Origin of the sequence: Vibrio sp. 10N.222.55.A1 (assembly GCF_041473835.1) — a bacterium.
GTDB lineage: Bacteria > Pseudomonadota > Gammaproteobacteria > Enterobacterales > Vibrionaceae > Vibrio > Vibrio crassostreae_C.
Window position 1 is genome coordinate 1 of the sequence record NZ_JBFRSX010000085.1, and the last position, 17,419, is coordinate 17,419.

Below are 17,419 nucleotides of genomic sequence, written 5' to 3' on the forward strand. Positions count from 1 at the left end.
GGAAAGCCGCGATGAACCTAAAATAATCGGAACAACTAGCCAGCTTAGAAGAACGATAAACCTGATGTTCTATCGCTATTAACTATTAGAAGATCTATCGATCATTATCAGCATCGAACAATATCGTATAAGTAGAGTGACTGATCGCCCCCCTTCCCCTGAATGTTAAACGATGCAATAGAGTTGCTATATTTGATGGATCAAGGCCTTCAAACTAGAGTTTAGGCTGACCAAAAGATCAGGCAATATCCTCGTATTCGATCCCTCTGCCGCTAAACCCCACTATGCTACTCATTATAAAGTCACTGAGCACTCCAGCCAAGAATGCCATAAAGGTTGCCCTAGCATTTTGTTTAGCTATCTACCTTGCGTTGTATTTTAACCTTGAGAAGCCTTACTGGGCGGCTATCGTGGTCAATATATTGGCCATCACTGATACTATTACTGCTGGCAAGAAAAAAGGCATTCTCAGATTGTTGGGGACGCTTTGTGGCGCGTTTGTCGGGCTTTGGTTAATCGCTGTTTTTGGGCAAGATCGATATTATTTTTTAGCAAACATCGCACTGTTACTCGCAATTTGTATATACATGGGTTCCGATCCGGTCATCGGCTATGCTTACATTACGGCATTTATTGTCTGCATCCTGCTGGCGATATCTGGCAGCTTTGATGGTGTAGCTACATTTAATATTGCGGTACTAAGGCTGCAAGAAACCCTGCTTGGCTTCGTGGTCTATACGACCATCTATAGCGTGGTTTGGCCTGAGGATGATGACACACGCTTTAACAACGAAGTCAGTGTTGTTTTAGAGGCGATGTCTCCCCTCATTCATTCACTCGCTTACAATGACTCAGCGCAGCGTTTCCAGTTACACACGAGCTGCGAGTTAAATATTGAAAGCCCGACCTTCAAAGCGCTGAACGATCTGATGCGCCTGCCCGATTTGCATGGCCGTATGCCTGCCAGAAAGCAGTGGAAGCATCAACAGCAAACTCAAGCAATCTGGGTTGCCAAACAGTTACTGCAAAACGCCCATGATCAAGGGGTTGATCACAATGATTTTTCGATACTTAACCAGGCTATGGCTTTTATTGAAGCATCATCGGTTAATGTCGATTACAAGCCCCCTTTTCCAGAGACAGTCAAACAATTCTACCAGGGTAACTTTAAGAAAAAGCGCTTATTTGCCCGATTACTTGACAACAGCCAGCAACGATTAAGCAATACGTTAGTCGGCACAATGAGCTTCATCTCAGCAATTCTAGTCTGGATATATCTACCAATATCATCGGGAAGTCTGTTCATCATTAACAGTGCCATTTGCGCCTTGATATTAAGCAACATGCCTAGGCAAATGATAAAGCACTGGACCATTGGCTACTTAGCCTTTGGGTCACTGTTCCTCATTCAGTATGTTCTGCTGTTACCTTCGATGACCGAAGTATGGCAATTAATGGCATTTTACTTTGTTAATGTCTTTACGGTGTATCGCCTGTTCGCTGGTAATCAGTGGATGGTCTATCGAGTTCTCGGGGGCAACCTATTAGTAATGATTACCATGAGCGCAACGCAACTTGTGCCTGTTTATGACGTCACTACCCCTTTGAACCTACTCATTTATATGATGGTTGCACTGGCTTTCATCCGCTTTTACACCCGCTTAATACACCGTAAAAGTTAACCACTATAACCTCACACAAAGACCACTAAGGCATAAAGTAATGAAAATGAGTAAATGCTCTGCGCTTGTCGTTATCGACCTGCAACAAGGTATCGTTGATCAATTACCGGAAACCGTGTCCCGACCGATCATAGAGAATAGCCTTGCTCTCTGCGATGCATTTGATGATGCTGATTTACCCGTAATTATTGTTAATGTAGCCGGTCGTCCACAAGGCCGAACGGAACTGCAAAATAAAGCGGCTCAGCCTGACGCATCAAAGATCGTATGGGGAGAGGTCATCGAAAGCCTGCGCCTAAACCCTAATTATCGCTATCTAACCAAATATTCCTGGGGTGCATTTACCAACACAGATTTGCAGAAGCAGCTTTGTGAGCAAGGTATTACGGATATTTATCTGACCGGGGTAGCAACAAGTATTGGGGTCGAATCAACGGCTAGACAAGCATTTGAACTGGGTTATAACGTGGTGATTGTCGAAGATGCGATTGCAGATATGAACCCGATGAACCACCAGCACAGCTGCCAAAATATATTCCCAAAACTCAGTGTTTTAGCAAAAGCTCAAGACTTGCTATAACTGTCTCGTCCTAAAATACGTTGACCGTATTTTCATTAAACAATAAAAAGCCGACAGCGAATTAAGCTGTCGGCTGATGATCGTTCTATCTCAAGTACATTCTATCTCAAACAAGAGAAATAGGATTAAGCGTTAGCTTCACGCTCAGCGATGAACTCAAGAGCCATCTTGATACGAGCGATTACGCGCTCTTTACCAACAAGCTCCATCACAGCATCAACAGAAGGAGACTGACCGCCGCCTGTTACTGCTACGCGAAGTGGCATACCGATTTTACCCATGCCGATCTCTAGCTCTTCACATACTGCTGCGATAACACCGTCTTTGATGTTTGCAGTCGTGAAATCTTCAAGCGCTTCAACCTTAGCAAGCGCAAGCTCTAGTGGGCCTTTAGCAACACCACGTAGGTGCTTCTTCGCTGCGCCAGCTTCAAACTCAGAGAAATCTTCGTAGAAGTAACGAGATTGCTCAGCAAGTTCGATAAGCGTGTTACAACGCTCGCCAACTAGCTTGATCACTTCAGTGATAGCTGAACCGTTTGTTGTATCGATCTTCTGTGCGTCTAGGTGCCATTGCAGGTATTTTGCAACGTACTCAGGCTCAGATGTCTTGATGTAGTGGTTGTTCAACCAAAGTAGCTTATCAGTGTTGAATGCAGAAGCAGACTTGCTGATAGCGTTCAGGCTGAAGAATTCAATCATCTCTTCTTGAGAGAAGATCTCTTGGTCACCGTGAGACCAGCCTAAACGAACTAGATAGTTGTTTAATGCATTTGGTAGGTAACCTTCATCGCGGTATTGCATTACAGAAACAGCACCGTGACGCTTAGAAAGTTTCGCACCGTCATCACCAAGAATCATTGCACAGTGAGCGAACGTTGGAACTGGCGCGCCTAGTGCTTCATAGATGTTGATTTGACGAGGTGTGTTGTTGATGTGGTCTTCACCACGAACAACGTGTGTGATACCCATGTCCCAGTCATCCACTACTACTACGAAGTTGTAAGTTGGTGCACCGTCTGTACGACGAATGATCAGGTCATCAAGTTGGCTGTTTGCGATTTCAATGCGACCACGGATTTGGTCATCAAATACTACGCTGCCTTCTTTAGGGTTACGGAAACGGATAACGCACGCATCGCCTTCTTTTGCTGCTTCGTTTGCTGCAACAATTTTAGGGTGGTTAGCATCGTAGCGAGCCATTTCTTTGTTTTCTTCTTGCTCTGCACGAATTTCATCAAGCAGCTCTTTAGACGCGTAGCATTTGAATGCTTTGTCTTCAGCAAGTAGCTTATCAACCATTTCGTTGTAACGGTCAAAACGCTTAGATTGGTAGTAAGGACCTTCATCCCATTCCATACCCATCCATTGCATGCCTTCTAGAATTGCATCAACCGCTTCTTGAGAGTTACGCTCAAGGTCTGTGTCTTCGATACGTAGAACGAATTCACCGCCTTGGTTTTTAGCGAATAGCCAAGAGTAAAGTGCAGTACGTGCACCACCAACGTGAAGATAGCCAGTTGGGCTAGGAGCAAAACGAGTTTTAACCGTCATTTAAATACCTTGATTATGTAGGTGATTCTTTTAGTGCTCGCCATTACAAAGCCTGTAACAGAAAAATATCACTAAATTTTGGGCGCTATTTTATCACCACCGCTTAAATCTACAATCAGTAGTGAATGATTAATGCGCTGTTGTTGTACGAAAGCCGTTATTGAAAGGCCAATTACGCCCTTAAAGTCGTAAATAGATAGTCTTAGCAAGTAGATTATAGCCGCACATTCTTAATTTCCCTCTTCCATTCCAAACTGAAACCACCAGCTAGCACTCCACCAAGATCAAATTCTTGAATTTATGTTTGACCTTACCCTTACGGGAAGGTTTATGTTAGGCGTAGATGAGAATTGGAGTATCGATATGAACTACTACACAACGGCGCTCAACGGCCTAAATTGCATGGGTTGCGCGAAGAAAGTTCGCACACTGTTTAGCGATCTCGACAGCACGATGATTAATGACATATCGCCGACCTACATCGATATTTCGACTCCATTTAGTTACATTCAGCTCAACGAACAGTTAGCAACGCTTGGCTATTCTATGGGTAATCAGCTGCACCTTTCGCTATCCGGTCTGAGTTGCGGCAAGTGTGTGAGCAAACTGACTAAAGCGCTTGAACAAACTGAGCAAGCCTTAAACCTAGAAGTCAGCAAACAGGAATTATCACTGGTTACTCTGCTTTCTGAGTCTGAGGTGATTAAGCTGGTCGAAAGCCTGGGTTACCACGCAGCTCCCTACTCAGAAACGAATGACCTTTCATCGAGTTCAGATTTAGAAGACGAACAAGCAGATAAAAAGAGTGAAGATAAAACCGCAGCTAGCCAATATACCTATCACCTTGTTCTTGAGGGGATGACTTGTGCGAGTTGTGTCTCTTCGGTAGAGAAAGCACTGAAAAAGAATGAGTTTGTCGACCAAGCTCAGATCAACCTTGCCGAACAAACTGCCTTGGTTTTCACCTCCAAAACACGTGATCTCATTGAAAACAAGCTCATCGAATCAGTCAAAGCTGCGGGGTATGGCGCCGAGTTTGTTGATGATGCGGCAACACAACAACAAAAACAGCAAGAGCAACAACTTCGCACTCAACAGGCCTTCCTAAAAAATTCAGTGAGTGCGCTACTGCTTGGGGCACCGCTAATGGCATGGGGCGTGTTCGGCGGCAGCATGACCATTGCCACATTTAACGATCAACTGGCTTGGGGCTTGGTTGGTGTCGTTTGTTTGATACTGCTTGCTACCTCAGGTCGTAGCTTCTTCACGAATGCTTGGCAGTCTCTCATGTATAAGCGCGCGACCATGGATACCTTAGTCGCTCTAGGTACAGGCGCAGCATGGTTCTATTCAATGTTGGTTGTGCTGATTCCATCATGGTTTCCAGAACCATCTCGCCATGTCTACTTTGAAGCAAGCGCAATGATCGTTGGCTTAATTTCTTTGGGTCATTACATCGAAGCCAAAGCCAAAGCGCGTACCACAAAATCTTTACAGGCATTGATTAACTTACAGCCTCAAAAAGCGGTGGTTATTGTCGATGGCAAAGAACAAACCATCGCAGTAGAAGCGATTCAGGTAGGCATGCAGGTACGAGTAAAACCCGGAGAAAAAGTACCGGTTGATGGTGTCGTAGTCTCAGGTGAATCTTATATCGATGAGTCGATGCTGACCGGTGAACCACTGCCCAACGTCAAAACAATAAATGATGGCGTTTCTGCGGGCACTATTAATGGGGATGGTAGTTTAATTATTGAAGCGACTGGGATTGGATCAAGCACCATGCTGGCTCGGATCATTCAAATGGTTCGCCAAGCGCAAAGCAGTAAACCAGCAATCGCCAAGCTTGCCGATTCTATCTCAGCCGTTTTTGTTCCGGTTGTGGTCGCAATCGCAGTTGCTGCCGCCTTAGTTTGGTTTTTTGTTGGCCCACAACCAAGCGCCAGTTACATGTTAGTGGTATCAACGACAGTGCTGATCATCGCTTGTCCATGTGCCTTAGGCCTTGCGACACCACTTTCAATTACTGTCGGCGTTGGCAAAGCCGCTGAGTTTGGCGTTCTGATCAAAGATGCCGATGTGTTGCAATCTGCAAGCAAAATTGATGCTGTCGTGTTTGATAAAACAGGCACCCTAACCCAAGGTAAGCCAACCGTTCAGCAAGCCTTTTATGGCGATTTATCAGAACAAGAATTACTGGCTTGTGCTTATTCAGTAGAAGTAGGATCTGAGCACCCACTTGCCAAAGCCGTTTGCCAATATGCAGAGAGCTTGGAAGTTTCAGTACTCCCACACAGCGAATTTGAAAACCAACGAGGGCTTGGGGTTCAAGCAACAATTAACGGCAAGAAAGTGCAAGTTGGCTCGCTTAAGTACCTCACCCAATTAGGTATCAATACAGAGGTTGGCGCGGATTTCATCGAGCTTTGCCGCTCGCAAGCGTGGACACCTATTTTCATAGTGATTGACCAAAAACTGGAAGGCATATTGGGCATTTCAGACGCGTTAAAAATAGATAGCAAACAGGCGATAGCTCAACTAAAATCCGCCGGAATTCACACTGTGCTATTAACAGGCGACAACGACTCTGTGGCTCAAGCAATAGGTAAAAGCGTCGGTATCGACGAGGTTATCTCGGAAGTGCTTCCAGAGCAGAAAGCTCAACATATTGTTCAGCTTCAACAGCAATATAAGAGTGTTGCGATGGTCGGAGACGGTATTAACGATGCACCCGCTCTTGCTCAAGCAGATATAGGCATAGCAATGGGCAGTGGCAGTGATGTCGCGATTGAAAGTGCGCAAATGACGCTACTCAACTCATCGCCATTATCAGTAAGCAACGCGATCGAGCTATCTCAAGCGACTGTGAGAAACATGAAGCAAAACCTGTTTGGTGCCTTCATCTACAACTCGCTTGGTATTCCTATCGCGGCCGGTGTGCTTTACCCATTTTTTGGATTTCTGCTTAGTCCAGTAGTTGCAGGGGCAGCGATGGCGATGTCGTCAATTACGGTAGTAAGCAATGCCAACAGGCTGAGATTGTTCAAACCAACTCATTCTAATATTAATAAAAACCATATTCATGAGGTTAACCATGATTCGTAAAATTATGACTCTTACTGCACTCGCTGCAATCTCAGGACAGGCTTTGGCTACTGATGTGCTAAACCACAAATCTCCATACTGCGGCTGCTGCACAGAATGGACTGAACATATGCGAGATGCTGGGTTCGATGTTACTGAGAAGCTCCACGATGATATGAACCCAATCAAACAGAAGCTTGGGGTTACACAAGAGCTAGCCTCTTGCCACACTGCAGAGATCGACGGTTACGTATTTGAAGGACACATTCCAGCAGATGACATTAAAGCCTTTCTAGAAAACCCGCCACGTAATGCGATTGGTTTAGCGGTTCCGGGCATGCCAATGGGTTCTCCAGGCATGGAGTATGGCGATAAGAAAGACGAGTATTCTGTGTATGCGTTTAATGAAAAAGGTCAGGTGTTTGAATACCGTCACTACAACGGAAAATAGAACCTAAACAGACCAACACACAGCAATAAAAAGAAGTCATAAAAATAGAGCCTAGCATTCAGTAAACCCAAGACTGTGGTTTACTTGCTAGGCTCTTTGCTTTTGGACAGTAAAGCAAAACTTGTCGCGGCACCAACCGGGCTGTTAGTACCGCTATGTTCCTCTCGCTAATTAGCTAAGAAGTTATTCAACAACAAAGCTATTTAACAAAGAAGCTCACTCGGCCAATAATCTAATCGACTAAGCAGCCAAGTGAATCAGCTTAGAAGCCGTAAGAAGCACCGAATACGAAAGCGTTGTTTTGCTTAGAATCGCCGTTTGCGAAATCTACACCGTTAGCTTGGCTGCGGAACTCAAAGTAAGGTTGAACGCCTTGACGAGTCCATGTTGCACGTAACTCGTGGTCCATTGCTTCAGCTTCGATCATGTATACGTTGTTGTAGCTAAGCGCTAGGTCAGCATTCACTGTGTAAGCAATGCGGTTATCCATGCGGTAGTCAGTTTTATCATCGTTAGAAGTGTCGTCGATGTGTGCACGAGTACGGTTGCTAATAGAGATGCCGTTATCGAAGTTGTAACCGATCTTAACTAATGGACGGAACTGAATGCTCTCGCCTGCAGAGAATAGGTGTTGGTAACCCGCAGCAACCCATAGGTTGTCAGTGATGTTGAAAGCTTGCTCACCACCTACAGTGATGCCTGGAGTAGTATTACCTGCGCCGCCATTTTCAGATTCAAGTTTGCCCAGTTGGATACCATCAAACTCAGAATAAACCGTGAAACCGCCTAGAGAGTTGTCAAACGTGTGACCAGCTTCTAGCGTAGAAGTCATGTCAGAACCGTGGATACGGCCATCGTCATGAATTTGGATGTTACCCGTTACGTAAGAAGAACCAGCAAAAGCACTAGAAGCGAAAGCAAGAGAAAGAGCACTTAGAGCGATAATTTTTTTCATAGTAAACTGCCTTAGTTTAATTTTTTCAGCGGCACATCTTCGGTACATCATTCACCTTCACCGCTTGAGTAGTTGGTAGCCTCCCTGGCATGAAATCTATGTTGCTCGAATTAATTCGCGTTTAAAAATAAAAGACTGGGCAGAGTGATCTCTCTCACTGTCAAAAAAGAAAAAGTTATTTAATACTTTAAAATCAATCTCTTAAAAATATAAAAATTGATAAAAAACTCAAGACAAAAAAACACACAGATCCAGATCACATTATTTCACGTCGCGAAATTAGAATGAGTTAGTTCAATCACACTTGATTTAGAGTTTTTTATGGAGGACTTATTTTTTGAAGAGAATAATGAGAAGCGCGTCACTTTTGCGATGGAACTCACCTTATGTGCATTGTTGACGATATAAACAAAGAGTATTTCTATATGTTTCAGCTTAAGAGAAGTGCCTAACTTAGTTTGGACGAAAAAAAAGCTCCCACTTTTATCTAAATAAGACAATAGCTAGGGAGCTTTTCTATTAATGTTGCTTATCGATTATTTTACCGAAGTCACTCGACTTACTTTCTCGCCACTTTCAGAGATAGAGCGGATGTAAGTTTCGCCAGAAACCGATGGACGTTGTTGCTCATCATACGTTAGCCAGTTTTCACCATCAGCTGAGTATTGAAGCTCTACGCCTGGGAATTGAACGTTCATTGCAAGCTTGCCATCAACCACTTTTGCACCTGGAACTGGTAGTCGGTAATCAATACCCGCTTTTTCTAGCTTAGCTAGCTCACGTTGACCAAGAATATTCGCGAAGCGATTAAAGTCGCTGTTCAACGCTTGCTTATTCACTAAGTTAGTTTCTTGAGAGTATTCAACACCAACCTTGTAGTCGTTTTCCCAATCTGCTCGGTGCCATGCGCGCTCTGCTGCTGCCAATACGCGAGGGAACACCATGTATTCATATTGCTCGTCAGTACGTACTGTTTCTGACCAAAGTTGAGCTGACAGACCGTAGAAAGGTTTCGCTTCAACCTCACCTTTACCACTGAAGCCATTGCCGTCACGGTCTAGAGATGTTTCTGCGTTTTGTGGCATGTTCTCTGGCGCAAAGCCAAACATCTTACGAGTATCGGTTGCACGTGTTGCCCAGTAGTAACCACGTTCTGCTGCGTCTACTTCGTATGGCATATCCATGTATACGTAGTCTGGGTTAGAAACAATTACGTCATAACCTTTCGCAGACCAGTCGTAAACTGATGAAGTGCCGCCCCAGTAAAGAACATCCCAGAAGTTAACGCGCGTACTTTCTGTTGCAAATGCTTCTTCACCTTCGCTGTATTTCAGGCCATCTTGCCACGCTTGGAAGTGTGGAATACCCTTCTCAGCAACAATCTTAGACACCTCTTCTGCAAAGTGGCTTGGCAGGTGACCGAAATCGCTTACTGTACCGTCAGCAATTAATTTCTGACATTGTGGAGATTGTTGGAACGGCTTATCTTGCTTAGATAAATCAATGTTACCTTTCCATGCCACTTTGTCTTCTGCATTAATATCTTGTAAGCCAGCGCCTAACTTAATGTTTTTCGCTTCATCGCCACCAAAGTGCCAAGTCGTTAGCGGTACGCCCGCTTCTTGGTGCATTGTCGCCACTTCAGAGATTACTTTATCGACGAAGTGAGTTGATGACTCCATACATGGGTTAATGAAGCTTTGCTTATCGTAGAACTGAACCGTGGTTACATTCGATGTATCTTGCGGATCCATCAAGCGGTATTCGTTCGCTTCTGCTTCTTTGCCTTCCGCCATGAGACGAGTGTAACGCGCTTCCATTGATACCACAGCTGAACGAGCGTGTGCTGGCATATCAATTTCAGGGATAACTTCGATGCTGCGCGCTTTAGCGTAGCTTAGGATCTCGACGTAATCCGCTTTACTAAAGAAACCAGAGCCAAAGTTGTCTGTTGTTGGACCAGAACCTAGCTGAGGCAGTAAGCAGCTTTGTTCATCCAAATCAAAACAACGATTAGACCCTACATCCGTTAGCTCTGGTAAACCTGGAATTTCTAAACGCCAACCTTCATCATCCGTTAGGTGAAGGTGCAGTTTATTCATCTTGTATGCCGCCATTTGATCTAGCGTTGCTAGGATGGCATCTTTTGAGTGGAAGTTTCGAGCAACGTCCACCATCACACCACGATAATCAAAGCGCGGCGCATCTTTAATTGACAGTTGTGGTAATGATTCAGCGTTCTGACTATCTATTAGGCCAAAAATAGACTGAACTGCGTAGAAAGCACCCGTTTTATCAAACGCTTTAATTGCAATCCCCTCTTCCGAGATGCTTAGTTCATAAGCGCCAGATTTCGCTAAATCACCCGTAAACTGAGTAGGAACAACAGCGACACTCACAGGTAGGTCGCCACTCACATCTACGTTTACCACATCTGCACGTTCTTCAATTGCTGCGAATTGCTCAGCGTCGAATGCGTCTTTAGGTAGGGCAATACCACCAGCAATGCTAACTGAACCTTCACCGGCTTCTACCGACATTGGCGTTGGTAGTAAAGTAGTTGATACGTCTTGCGTTGCTAGATCAGCATTCTTTTCAAAACGCGTCACCGCTGTCGCCATTACGTTATTATCATCAGGCGTACGCTTAAGGTTATTACCCTCTAGACCAGTTACGAACGATGCAACATCTTCTGTATTCAATGATGCAATCATCTTAGGTTCTGCGTTTGGCGCCGTCACGAATGCACCTGGCATAAAGTCAGTTTCAAACAGTTGCCAGTATTCACTCGTTAACGGAAGAACCACTTCTTCACCAGCCGCAAAGCCGTCAAATTTTTCAGTAGGTTCTAGCTTGTGAAGGTCACCAGTAACGCGAGTGATCTTAAATTGCTCATTATCAACATCTAAAATAAGACGAATACTGTGGAAGTAGATGCTCCAATCTTTAGAGTCAATCGCTTCACCGTCATTGGTTAGCGTCATGTTCACTTTATTACATGACGCCCATTCAGCACCTAGGTCCTGACAAGCCAAGCCTTCATTCGCACCATGATTAGTTAGAATTTCGTACTGAACATCAAGATTATCAGCCAGTGCATTCACTACTTTTTGTTCTGGTGCTTGCGTTACTGCACAACCTGTTAGGCCAGCCAATACCGCTACAGATAGTAAGTTTCTCTTCAACATCGTATTCACCCATAAATTAAAAATTGAGTAAGAAGCAAAATGGAGCGCTTCGAAAGTTAGATAAACTATATGGGCTTATTTTTTACCGTGAATTAAATCGAGCTAATAAAGTGATCGGCTTCAAATCTCAAAAATTTTTATAAATTTAATTTAAATAAAATCATCAAGTTACAAGCAACGGCACTTCCGTCATTTTAATTTTGACGTAAAATTTGAGAAATGAATCACAATCTTTTTTACCGATTTCATAAAATCGTGTCATTGGTAGTCAGAAAGGATTTAGAGTTTCAGCGTATTATTATACTTTTCGTACAAACAACGTGACATTGTTCTCAAAAAAAACCGTTAAAAAACACCGTCAAAATCGATTTTAACGAGTTTAATACTTCCTTAAGGAGCTCCCTTTGCGTCCACTCTGGTACATGGTTTTATTCGTTCTCGCTTTTTCAGCTAGGCAAGCGGTCGCCGAGCCCCTTTATTGGCAAGCACAAAAGGATGATCTGACACTCACTATCTTAGGTTCAGTGCACGTTGGAGACGAGAGTATGTACCCCCTTCCTTCGGCGATCACCGACGCGCTAAAAAACAGTGATGGCTTAATTATCGAAACGGATATCAGAAAGTCTGATGGCGTTGTATATCCCCACAACAAACTCACAACTGCCGATGTACTCAATGAACAACAGCTGCAATTATTAACCGACATCTCAAAATCATTGGGCATGCCGACGCAACAGCTGCTTAGTTCACCGCCTTGGGCAACTTCTCTCTCCATACAAATGCAGCAGTTAAAAAACCTTGGTTATGGCTCCGCCAGCGGCGTTGATGCGACGCTAGCGAACAAAGCGACTACCCAAGATGTTCCGGTTATCAGTTTGGAGCCTCTGCAATTCCAAATAGACCTAATGACAAAACAAAAGGACGACGGTAAAGAGTGGTTAGTCAGTAGCCTTGAAGAATTTGACCAAACTGATCGCGTGGTTCATTGCCTGATTGAAAGCTGGAAAGCGGGTGATTTAGCGAAGCTGGAAGCCTTCTCAGAACTGTCAGAGATGTCGCCTGAACTTGAGAAAGCATTCTTAACCGATCGCAACATAGACTGGGCAAACAAACTATCCTCCAATGATTGGAAGCTTAAGACTAAAGGGAACTACATGATAGTAGTTGGTACCTTGCACCTAATTGGAGAAGGTAACCTTATACAGTTATTAGAAAAGAAAGGCTTCAGTGTCATTCAGCAATCACAAAGCCAATCAGCCCAATGTCAATTTGAGACTAGCTAAAAAAGCTAACGATGCTCAACCTCATTTTGTTTTCGTTATAAAAGCATTTCCTTAATAACAGAATCTTTACATTTAATAGCACCATTGCAGTGCTATTATCTTTCGCTCTTTTTACCTATGGCGTTGTTCTAATGAAACCAGTACTTTTTGCTTTCCCTTTAGCCCTCACGATGCTGATGCCCTCAATAGCCTCAGCCAAAGAAACTTGTACGGTAGAACAATTTCAAGCTATCGACATTCAGCCAGATACAAAGGGGGGCGTGATAGATAAAGAAAGTGGGCAATTTCTCATTACAGAGAAACCACCGATGCGCTGCGCCAATATTACGTTCACAACATCTACAACACGAAACCGTATCGCAAGCCAAATGAACAACAATTTTGAAGCAAACTTTTACGACAACCAAACGGGAAGTTCTCACTCGGTGACGTTTGATGAAGATGAAGTAAAGGCAGGTTACATTCGAATAGGCCCGAATAAGCCAGCGGAAGCGTATGTTTGTTTTGTTACCTCGGAAACACCGATAAAAGATATTACGTGCGATGTGAATTGATCATTGAGTTGCTTGAAGAAAAAAACAGGGCTAAGGGAAAGGTCCGTTTTCCGCATAGCCCTATTTTGCTGCTTACTCGGTTGCTTACAATATGTCGGCGCTCTCTTCGGAATAACGAGCAATAATTGGATTTTGTAGTGCATTAGGATCGCCCGGCGACCACATTCCACGCTTCATGCCTTTTACAATAAGATGTATTACCGCAGCATCAATCGCTGACATCACAGCGATATTAACGGGTTCATTTTGGCTGTAGCCCATTTCAACTTCTAATAGTTCTTTGTAGTCAACAAACCTGAATGCGCCGAATCCTATCTCATGTGATGAAATGGTTTTTGTCGTAGTCACACTCAACAGAACTTGCCCTGTTCTTACATCAACGGCTCTTAAGTTAACTGTCACTTGATCGGTTCTATACTGCCCTGAGCCACCAATGCCAAGATACTTCGCACCAGCCCCACCTGTAACAATATTAGAGTCATAAGCAACAATACCGCCTTCAATAACGATATTCGCAGAGCTCAACGATGTTAAGTCGGCTCCGTGATTGTTCACTACCTTGTCTTTTTTCTGAGCAGCACGAATGATCTTACGTTCCGTCAACAAGTTCTGGAGCCCTTCACGCTCTAGAGGAACAAACCACTGGGAATCTATCAATGCCGTGGTCAGTAAAGACGTTCCACCCTGTGGTACCGCTGTCGAAAAGTTACTGTTTGGCTGAGGTTTATACTGTCCCGTTTGATCTCTAAAATCATAAACCGAAACAAGTATTTTACCGCGAGGCTGAGGTAATGAGATCAGGTCCGTATAAGTCGATCCTCTCGGCATCAACTTTGGCGTTTCAGAAGTCTCTGGAATTTGCATAGAGTAAGTGCACCCTCCCAACACAAAGGTCAAGAAGACGATAATGATCGATTTCATAACACAATCCTTGTGATTAGAGGTCGGGGTTTAATCCAGAGACACTGATTTCTGTCGATTCCCCAGTCTCTTTATCGACGATTTGAACGAATAAGGTCCCGGAGTCGTCAACAATATTGAGGAAAAAGTCATCTGTTTCTAACTGCCCTGTATTTCCGTTACCTACATCAGCAAGCAACTGGCTTATCAAACGAGACTCTAAACTAGACGCTAAACGATCTAAGGCTGATTCTTGCTCATCAAAGATATCCCTTGCACTTGGGTCTTCATAATCATTGATAGCATTAGCGTGATTAAAAAGGTGAGAACTGTTTAAAGCGTTTCCGCCAAAACTTGGATTTACGGGCGTATAAACTAATTCGCTTGAGTAAACCGAAGGCGAAACTATCAGCGCAATGAGCGCGGCCTTTCTGAAAAATATCGACATCCTTGGCTCCTTAAAATTCATCATGGTCTAGATCGTAAGTGTCCTGAAAGAGTCTCTCTGCTTGCCATCTGATAATGTAATTCCCTACAACTCGAGTGGCATCGGCAGCTCGTTCTTTCGCTTGTCTACGACCAGGGGACAACGCCGTACGGAAGATCGGTTTTCTAGAGTGTTGAACCTCTATGATGCTTCCTGATAACGCCGTTGGCCTTTCTTTTACCGTCAAATTTTCCTTAAGGTCGGGATAACTATCATTGAGCGATTGCGAGAAGAAAAAATAGAAATCCTCTCCCAACCGCGTAATGGTTCTGTCCACAATGATTCCATCGACTTCACTGAAGTCATTGAATTTTTCCTTAAGATTATTTGTCGAGTCCTCAAGTTTTTGTCCATTTTCTAAAGGAGCAGCATTTTCAAGACCATGACTCTTTTCTTCTGCATGAAGAGCAAAGGAAAGCAGAGTTATTGTAAGCAGCTTGATTTTCATATGTGCTCCCATTCAAAGTCTATTTACAAAATGAGAATGTGATTCGTTGAAACTGAATAAAGCGTAATTCATGCTTACAGTGGCATATATAAACTTTCGAATTAATTACTGAAGGGAATTGATTAACTAAGGTTGGTAGGATTCGGTCAAATACTAATTAAATTTCATATGAACAACCAAATATTTTCAACTTTAAGTTTATAGCTGTTCGTAAATTCAAGGCCTAGGATTTCGATAAGACAAAGGTTCACTCATTCCCTACGCAGTTTATTTTCGTAGGGATCATAATCACGAACACTTTAAGGTAAAGATGATGGTAATTGGGAAAGCATCACTTATCAGCTTAACTTGTTTATATTTTTTATCAGGAGGTTTTAATAATGCTATCGCGTCAGATATAGAAGGGGATTTTTTACATAATGTTAATCAAGATATAGTCAATGATTATAATTATTTAGAAAGCTTCTCTTCTGGAGATTTAGATAATTATTCAGAATTAAATATATCTAATGCTACTGATTCAATAGCAATAATAAAGCAACGCAGTCCTGGTATTACCGCGAACAACAGAGCGAAGATAACGCAAAGCGGAAGTTCTAACTCCGCATACATTGGTCAAACAGGGCGCAATAATACCGCCTTAATAGACCAGAATGGTTCAAATAACGATGCCGCAATTGGGCAACTCGGAGTAAATTCTGAAGCGCTTATTTCCCAAGACGGGAATAACAATTTAGCAGTTATCGGACAAGCTAACTTCTCAAGACAGAGTAGTCAGCTGAGCATTGACCAAAAAGGCAATGGCAATACTGCTTATTTGGTTGGTTCTGGAAGAAGTAATTTAGGAATTTCTCAAGACGGCAACGACTTTGCTTTAGTGAAAGCGTCTAGCTCAATGAGAATTCACATCAATCAAGCCAATTAGCGCGCAGTATGGAAAGCTTGATTCACCGTTGCTTCTCGATGAAGTAACAACATAGTCGACATGGAAATGTATAAGGATACAACTTATGAAAGTTACACAAATTGGAATTATAGTCGGTGCTATTCTGGGCTTTAATGCAGCATACGCAGATAATTTACCTGCTCCTTTTCCAGCCTCTGAGCCAGCGTTGGGGACAATAGAAGGAACAACCGATCTTGGCATATCATCGACAGTAGCCGGTATTCAACCTTTAGCGATGGATAATACTGCCGTTTGGCAAATGGGTAGTGGCGATAATGCCAATGTCACCATTAACCAGAACACGTCTGGTGTTACTGATGGGCATGTTGCACTAGTTGACACACATGCTAGCTATAACTCTGACGTAGTGGTTCAACAAGATGGCAATCTCAATGAAGCTCACGTTAAGTTACGCTATGTAAACAACAACGCCTGGGTTGATCAAGATGGTGTTAGTAACCAAGCCCAAATTACAGTTCAACCTTATGGTCGAAGCAATGATTTACGAGTTACACAAGTGGGTAACGAGAACATCTCTGTCGTCAATGCTCTAGGTGGTGCTGACTACAATGAAGCTGATGTGAATGTCTCTGGTAACTCCAATACAACCTATACCGAGTTTAGTAACGCGAGTGTTGATAATAATGATGTAGACATCGATATCAGCGGCGATAATAACTATGTTCAAACGATAGTCAACACCGATGTTGGTGGTGGCGACGATAACTATGTCGATATCGATCTCGTGAGCAGTAGCGATAACCGAGTATTCACGTTACAAACAGGATCTCATTCAGATGCCATTGTTAGCTTAACAAACAGCAGTTCAAACCAATTTATGATTGAACAAACCTCTTATGATACTGCTCTCGTTTCAGGTAATGGCGCAAATGGTAATGTCGGTATAATTTATCAGAATTAATATGATAAAGAGTGCATATATTAAAACGGCGTTGATCGCCGTTTTATTTATTTCTTTCCATTTTAATGGATTTTCTTCTGATTTAAATTCAGTACAGTGCCTGATAAAAAATAAAAGTCTTATTCTGACCATAAATAACAGTGTGGCATCTTCATTAACGTTGAGTACGAACACCAACTCTAATTTCAACCAGAATACGAATAGTGGTATTACAACGTTGATTATTAATATAAATCAGTTTCCTGCCACTATAAAACTTCACCCAAACAAGGGGATCTGGAAAATTCATAAAGACTGTACAATCAATAAATTAAAACCATAAATCTCGGTAATTCCCTCTTTCTACTTAAGTATTATTTTACCTTCGACAATACTATTAAATTAAT

14 protein-coding genes are annotated in these 17,419 nt (G+C 43.1%); 8 read left to right on the plus strand and 6 right to left on the minus strand.

Annotation, left to right across the window (positions count from 1 at the left end):
- Positions 1-284 precede the first annotated feature (284 nt).
- Both AB4493_RS20565 and AB4493_RS20570 read left to right on the plus strand, forming a co-directional pair.
- Positions 285-1,682: an FUSC family protein gene (locus AB4493_RS20565; protein WP_017060532.1), complete on the plus strand. Its 1,398-nt coding sequence runs from the start codon at positions 285-287 to the stop codon at positions 1,680-1,682.
- Positions 1,683-1,722: 40 nt separating this feature from the next.
- A complete protein-coding gene (locus AB4493_RS20570; protein WP_017060533.1) occupies positions 1,723-2,262 on the plus strand; it encodes an isochorismatase family cysteine hydrolase in 540 nt (179 codons plus the stop codon).
- A 125-nt stretch (positions 2,263-2,387) separates the two neighbouring features.
- Here the strand turns inward: AB4493_RS20570 and gltX are convergent, their stop codons facing one another.
- On the minus strand, positions 2,388-3,815 hold the full coding sequence (gene gltX, locus AB4493_RS20575) for a glutamate--tRNA ligase (protein ID WP_372155725.1): 1,428 nt from the start codon (positions 3,813-3,815) through the stop codon (positions 2,388-2,390).
- 300 nt (positions 3,816-4,115) lie between these two features.
- On the opposite strand from gltX, the gene AB4493_RS20580 reads away from it, so the two are divergent.
- Both AB4493_RS20580 and AB4493_RS20585 read left to right on the plus strand, forming a co-directional pair.
- The gene (locus AB4493_RS20580; RefSeq protein ID WP_372155726.1) at positions 4,116-6,920 is read left to right on the plus strand and encodes a copper-translocating P-type ATPase; all 2,805 of its coding nucleotides are present in this window, start codon (positions 4,116-4,118) and stop codon (positions 6,918-6,920) included.
- Positions 6,910-7,350, plus strand: a complete 441-nt coding sequence (locus AB4493_RS20585; protein WP_017060536.1) for a DUF411 domain-containing protein — start codon at positions 6,910-6,912, stop codon at positions 7,348-7,350. The genes AB4493_RS20580 and AB4493_RS20585 overlap by 11 nt, the downstream gene beginning before the upstream one ends.
- A 262-nt stretch (positions 7,351-7,612) precedes the next feature.
- Here AB4493_RS20585 and AB4493_RS20590 read toward each other — a convergent pair whose 3' ends face one another.
- Both AB4493_RS20590 and AB4493_RS20595 read right to left on the minus strand, forming a co-directional pair.
- Entirely contained in the window at positions 7,613-8,305 is a 693-nt protein-coding gene (locus AB4493_RS20590) for an oligogalacturonate-specific porin KdgM family protein (RefSeq protein ID WP_017060537.1), read from the minus strand.
- Between the two features lie 536 nt (positions 8,306-8,841).
- The gene (locus tag AB4493_RS20595; RefSeq protein ID WP_372155728.1) at positions 8,842-11,493 is read right to left on the minus strand and encodes a beta-N-acetylhexosaminidase; all 2,652 of its coding nucleotides are present in this window, start codon (positions 11,491-11,493) and stop codon (positions 8,842-8,844) included.
- A 404-nt stretch (positions 11,494-11,897) separates the two neighbouring features.
- On the opposite strand from AB4493_RS20595, the gene AB4493_RS20600 reads away from it, so the two are divergent.
- Positions 11,898-12,776 carry a TraB/GumN family protein gene (locus AB4493_RS20600; protein ID WP_137002132.1) on the plus strand — a complete coding sequence of 293 codons (879 nt, stop codon included), beginning with the start codon at positions 11,898-11,900 and terminating at the stop codon, positions 12,774-12,776.
- Between the two features lie 131 nt (positions 12,777-12,907).
- Positions 12,908-13,330 carry a hypothetical protein gene (locus AB4493_RS20605; RefSeq protein ID WP_017060540.1) on the plus strand — a complete coding sequence of 141 codons (423 nt, stop codon included), beginning with the start codon at positions 12,908-12,910 and terminating at the stop codon, positions 13,328-13,330.
- Between the two features lie 84 nt (positions 13,331-13,414).
- On the opposite strand, the gene AB4493_RS20610 is transcribed toward AB4493_RS20605, so the two are convergent.
- The 3 genes from AB4493_RS20610 to AB4493_RS20620 are packed head-to-tail and all read right to left on the minus strand — an operon-like array spanning position 13,415 to position 15,165.
- Positions 13,415-14,251 carry a CsgG/HfaB family protein gene (locus tag AB4493_RS20610; RefSeq protein ID WP_102428681.1) on the minus strand — a complete coding sequence of 279 codons (837 nt, stop codon included), beginning with the start codon at positions 14,249-14,251 and terminating at the stop codon, positions 13,415-13,417.
- Positions 14,252-14,267: 16 nt separating this feature from the next.
- Entirely contained in the window at positions 14,268-14,678 is a 411-nt protein-coding gene (locus AB4493_RS20615) for a curli assembly protein CsgF (RefSeq protein WP_372155729.1), read from the minus strand.
- Between the two features lie 10 nt (positions 14,679-14,688).
- A complete protein-coding gene (locus AB4493_RS20620) occupies positions 14,689-15,165 on the minus strand; it encodes a curli production assembly/transport protein CsgE (protein ID WP_017066860.1) in 477 nt (158 codons plus the stop codon).
- A 313-nt stretch (positions 15,166-15,478) separates the two neighbouring features.
- Here AB4493_RS20620 and AB4493_RS20625 point away from each other — a divergent pair, with 313 nt between their 5' ends.
- Together AB4493_RS20625 and AB4493_RS20630 are read left to right on the plus strand one after the other, a co-directional pair.
- Positions 15,479-16,090 carry a hypothetical protein gene (locus AB4493_RS20625; protein ID WP_017064156.1) on the plus strand — a complete coding sequence of 204 codons (612 nt, stop codon included), beginning with the start codon at positions 15,479-15,481 and terminating at the stop codon, positions 16,088-16,090.
- Positions 16,091-16,175: 85 nt separating this feature from the next.
- The gene (locus AB4493_RS20630) at positions 16,176-17,033 is read left to right on the plus strand and encodes a curlin (protein ID WP_136974804.1); all 858 of its coding nucleotides are present in this window, start codon (positions 16,176-16,178) and stop codon (positions 17,031-17,033) included.
- The last annotated feature ends 386 nt before the right edge of the window (positions 17,034-17,419 follow it).

Bases quoted from the DNA above. Each gene is read 5' to 3' on its own strand.
- AB4493_RS20565 (WP_017060532.1), top strand. From the start codon at position 285: ATGCTACTCATTATAAAGTCACTGAGCACTCCAGCCAAGAATGCCATA.
- AB4493_RS20570 (WP_017060533.1), top strand. From the start codon at position 1,723: ATGAAAATGAGTAAATGCTCTGCGCTTGTCGTTATCGACCTGCAACAA.
- gltX (WP_372155725.1), bottom strand. From the start codon at position 3,815: ATGACGGTTAAAACTCGTTTTGCTCCTAGCCCAACTGGCTATCTTCAC.
- AB4493_RS20580 (WP_372155726.1), top strand. From the start codon at position 4,116: ATGTTTGACCTTACCCTTACGGGAAGGTTTATGTTAGGCGTAGATGAG.
- AB4493_RS20585 (WP_017060536.1), top strand. From the start codon at position 6,910: ATGATTCGTAAAATTATGACTCTTACTGCACTCGCTGCAATCTCAGGA.
- AB4493_RS20590 (WP_017060537.1), bottom strand. From the start codon at position 8,305: ATGAAAAAAATTATCGCTCTAAGTGCTCTTTCTCTTGCTTTCGCTTCT.
- AB4493_RS20595 (WP_372155728.1), bottom strand. From the start codon at position 11,493: ATGTTGAAGAGAAACTTACTATCTGTAGCGGTATTGGCTGGCCTAACA.
- AB4493_RS20605 (WP_017060540.1), top strand. From the start codon at position 12,908: ATGAAACCAGTACTTTTTGCTTTCCCTTTAGCCCTCACGATGCTGATG.
- AB4493_RS20610 (WP_102428681.1), bottom strand. From the start codon at position 14,251: ATGAAATCGATCATTATCGTCTTCTTGACCTTTGTGTTGGGAGGGTGC.
- AB4493_RS20615 (WP_372155729.1), bottom strand. From the start codon at position 14,678: ATGTCGATATTTTTCAGAAAGGCCGCGCTCATTGCGCTGATAGTTTCG.
- AB4493_RS20620 (WP_017066860.1), bottom strand. From the start codon at position 15,165: ATGAAAATCAAGCTGCTTACAATAACTCTGCTTTCCTTTGCTCTTCAT.
- AB4493_RS20625 (WP_017064156.1), top strand. From the start codon at position 15,479: ATGGTAATTGGGAAAGCATCACTTATCAGCTTAACTTGTTTATATTTT.
- AB4493_RS20630 (WP_136974804.1), top strand. From the start codon at position 16,176: ATGAAAGTTACACAAATTGGAATTATAGTCGGTGCTATTCTGGGCTTT.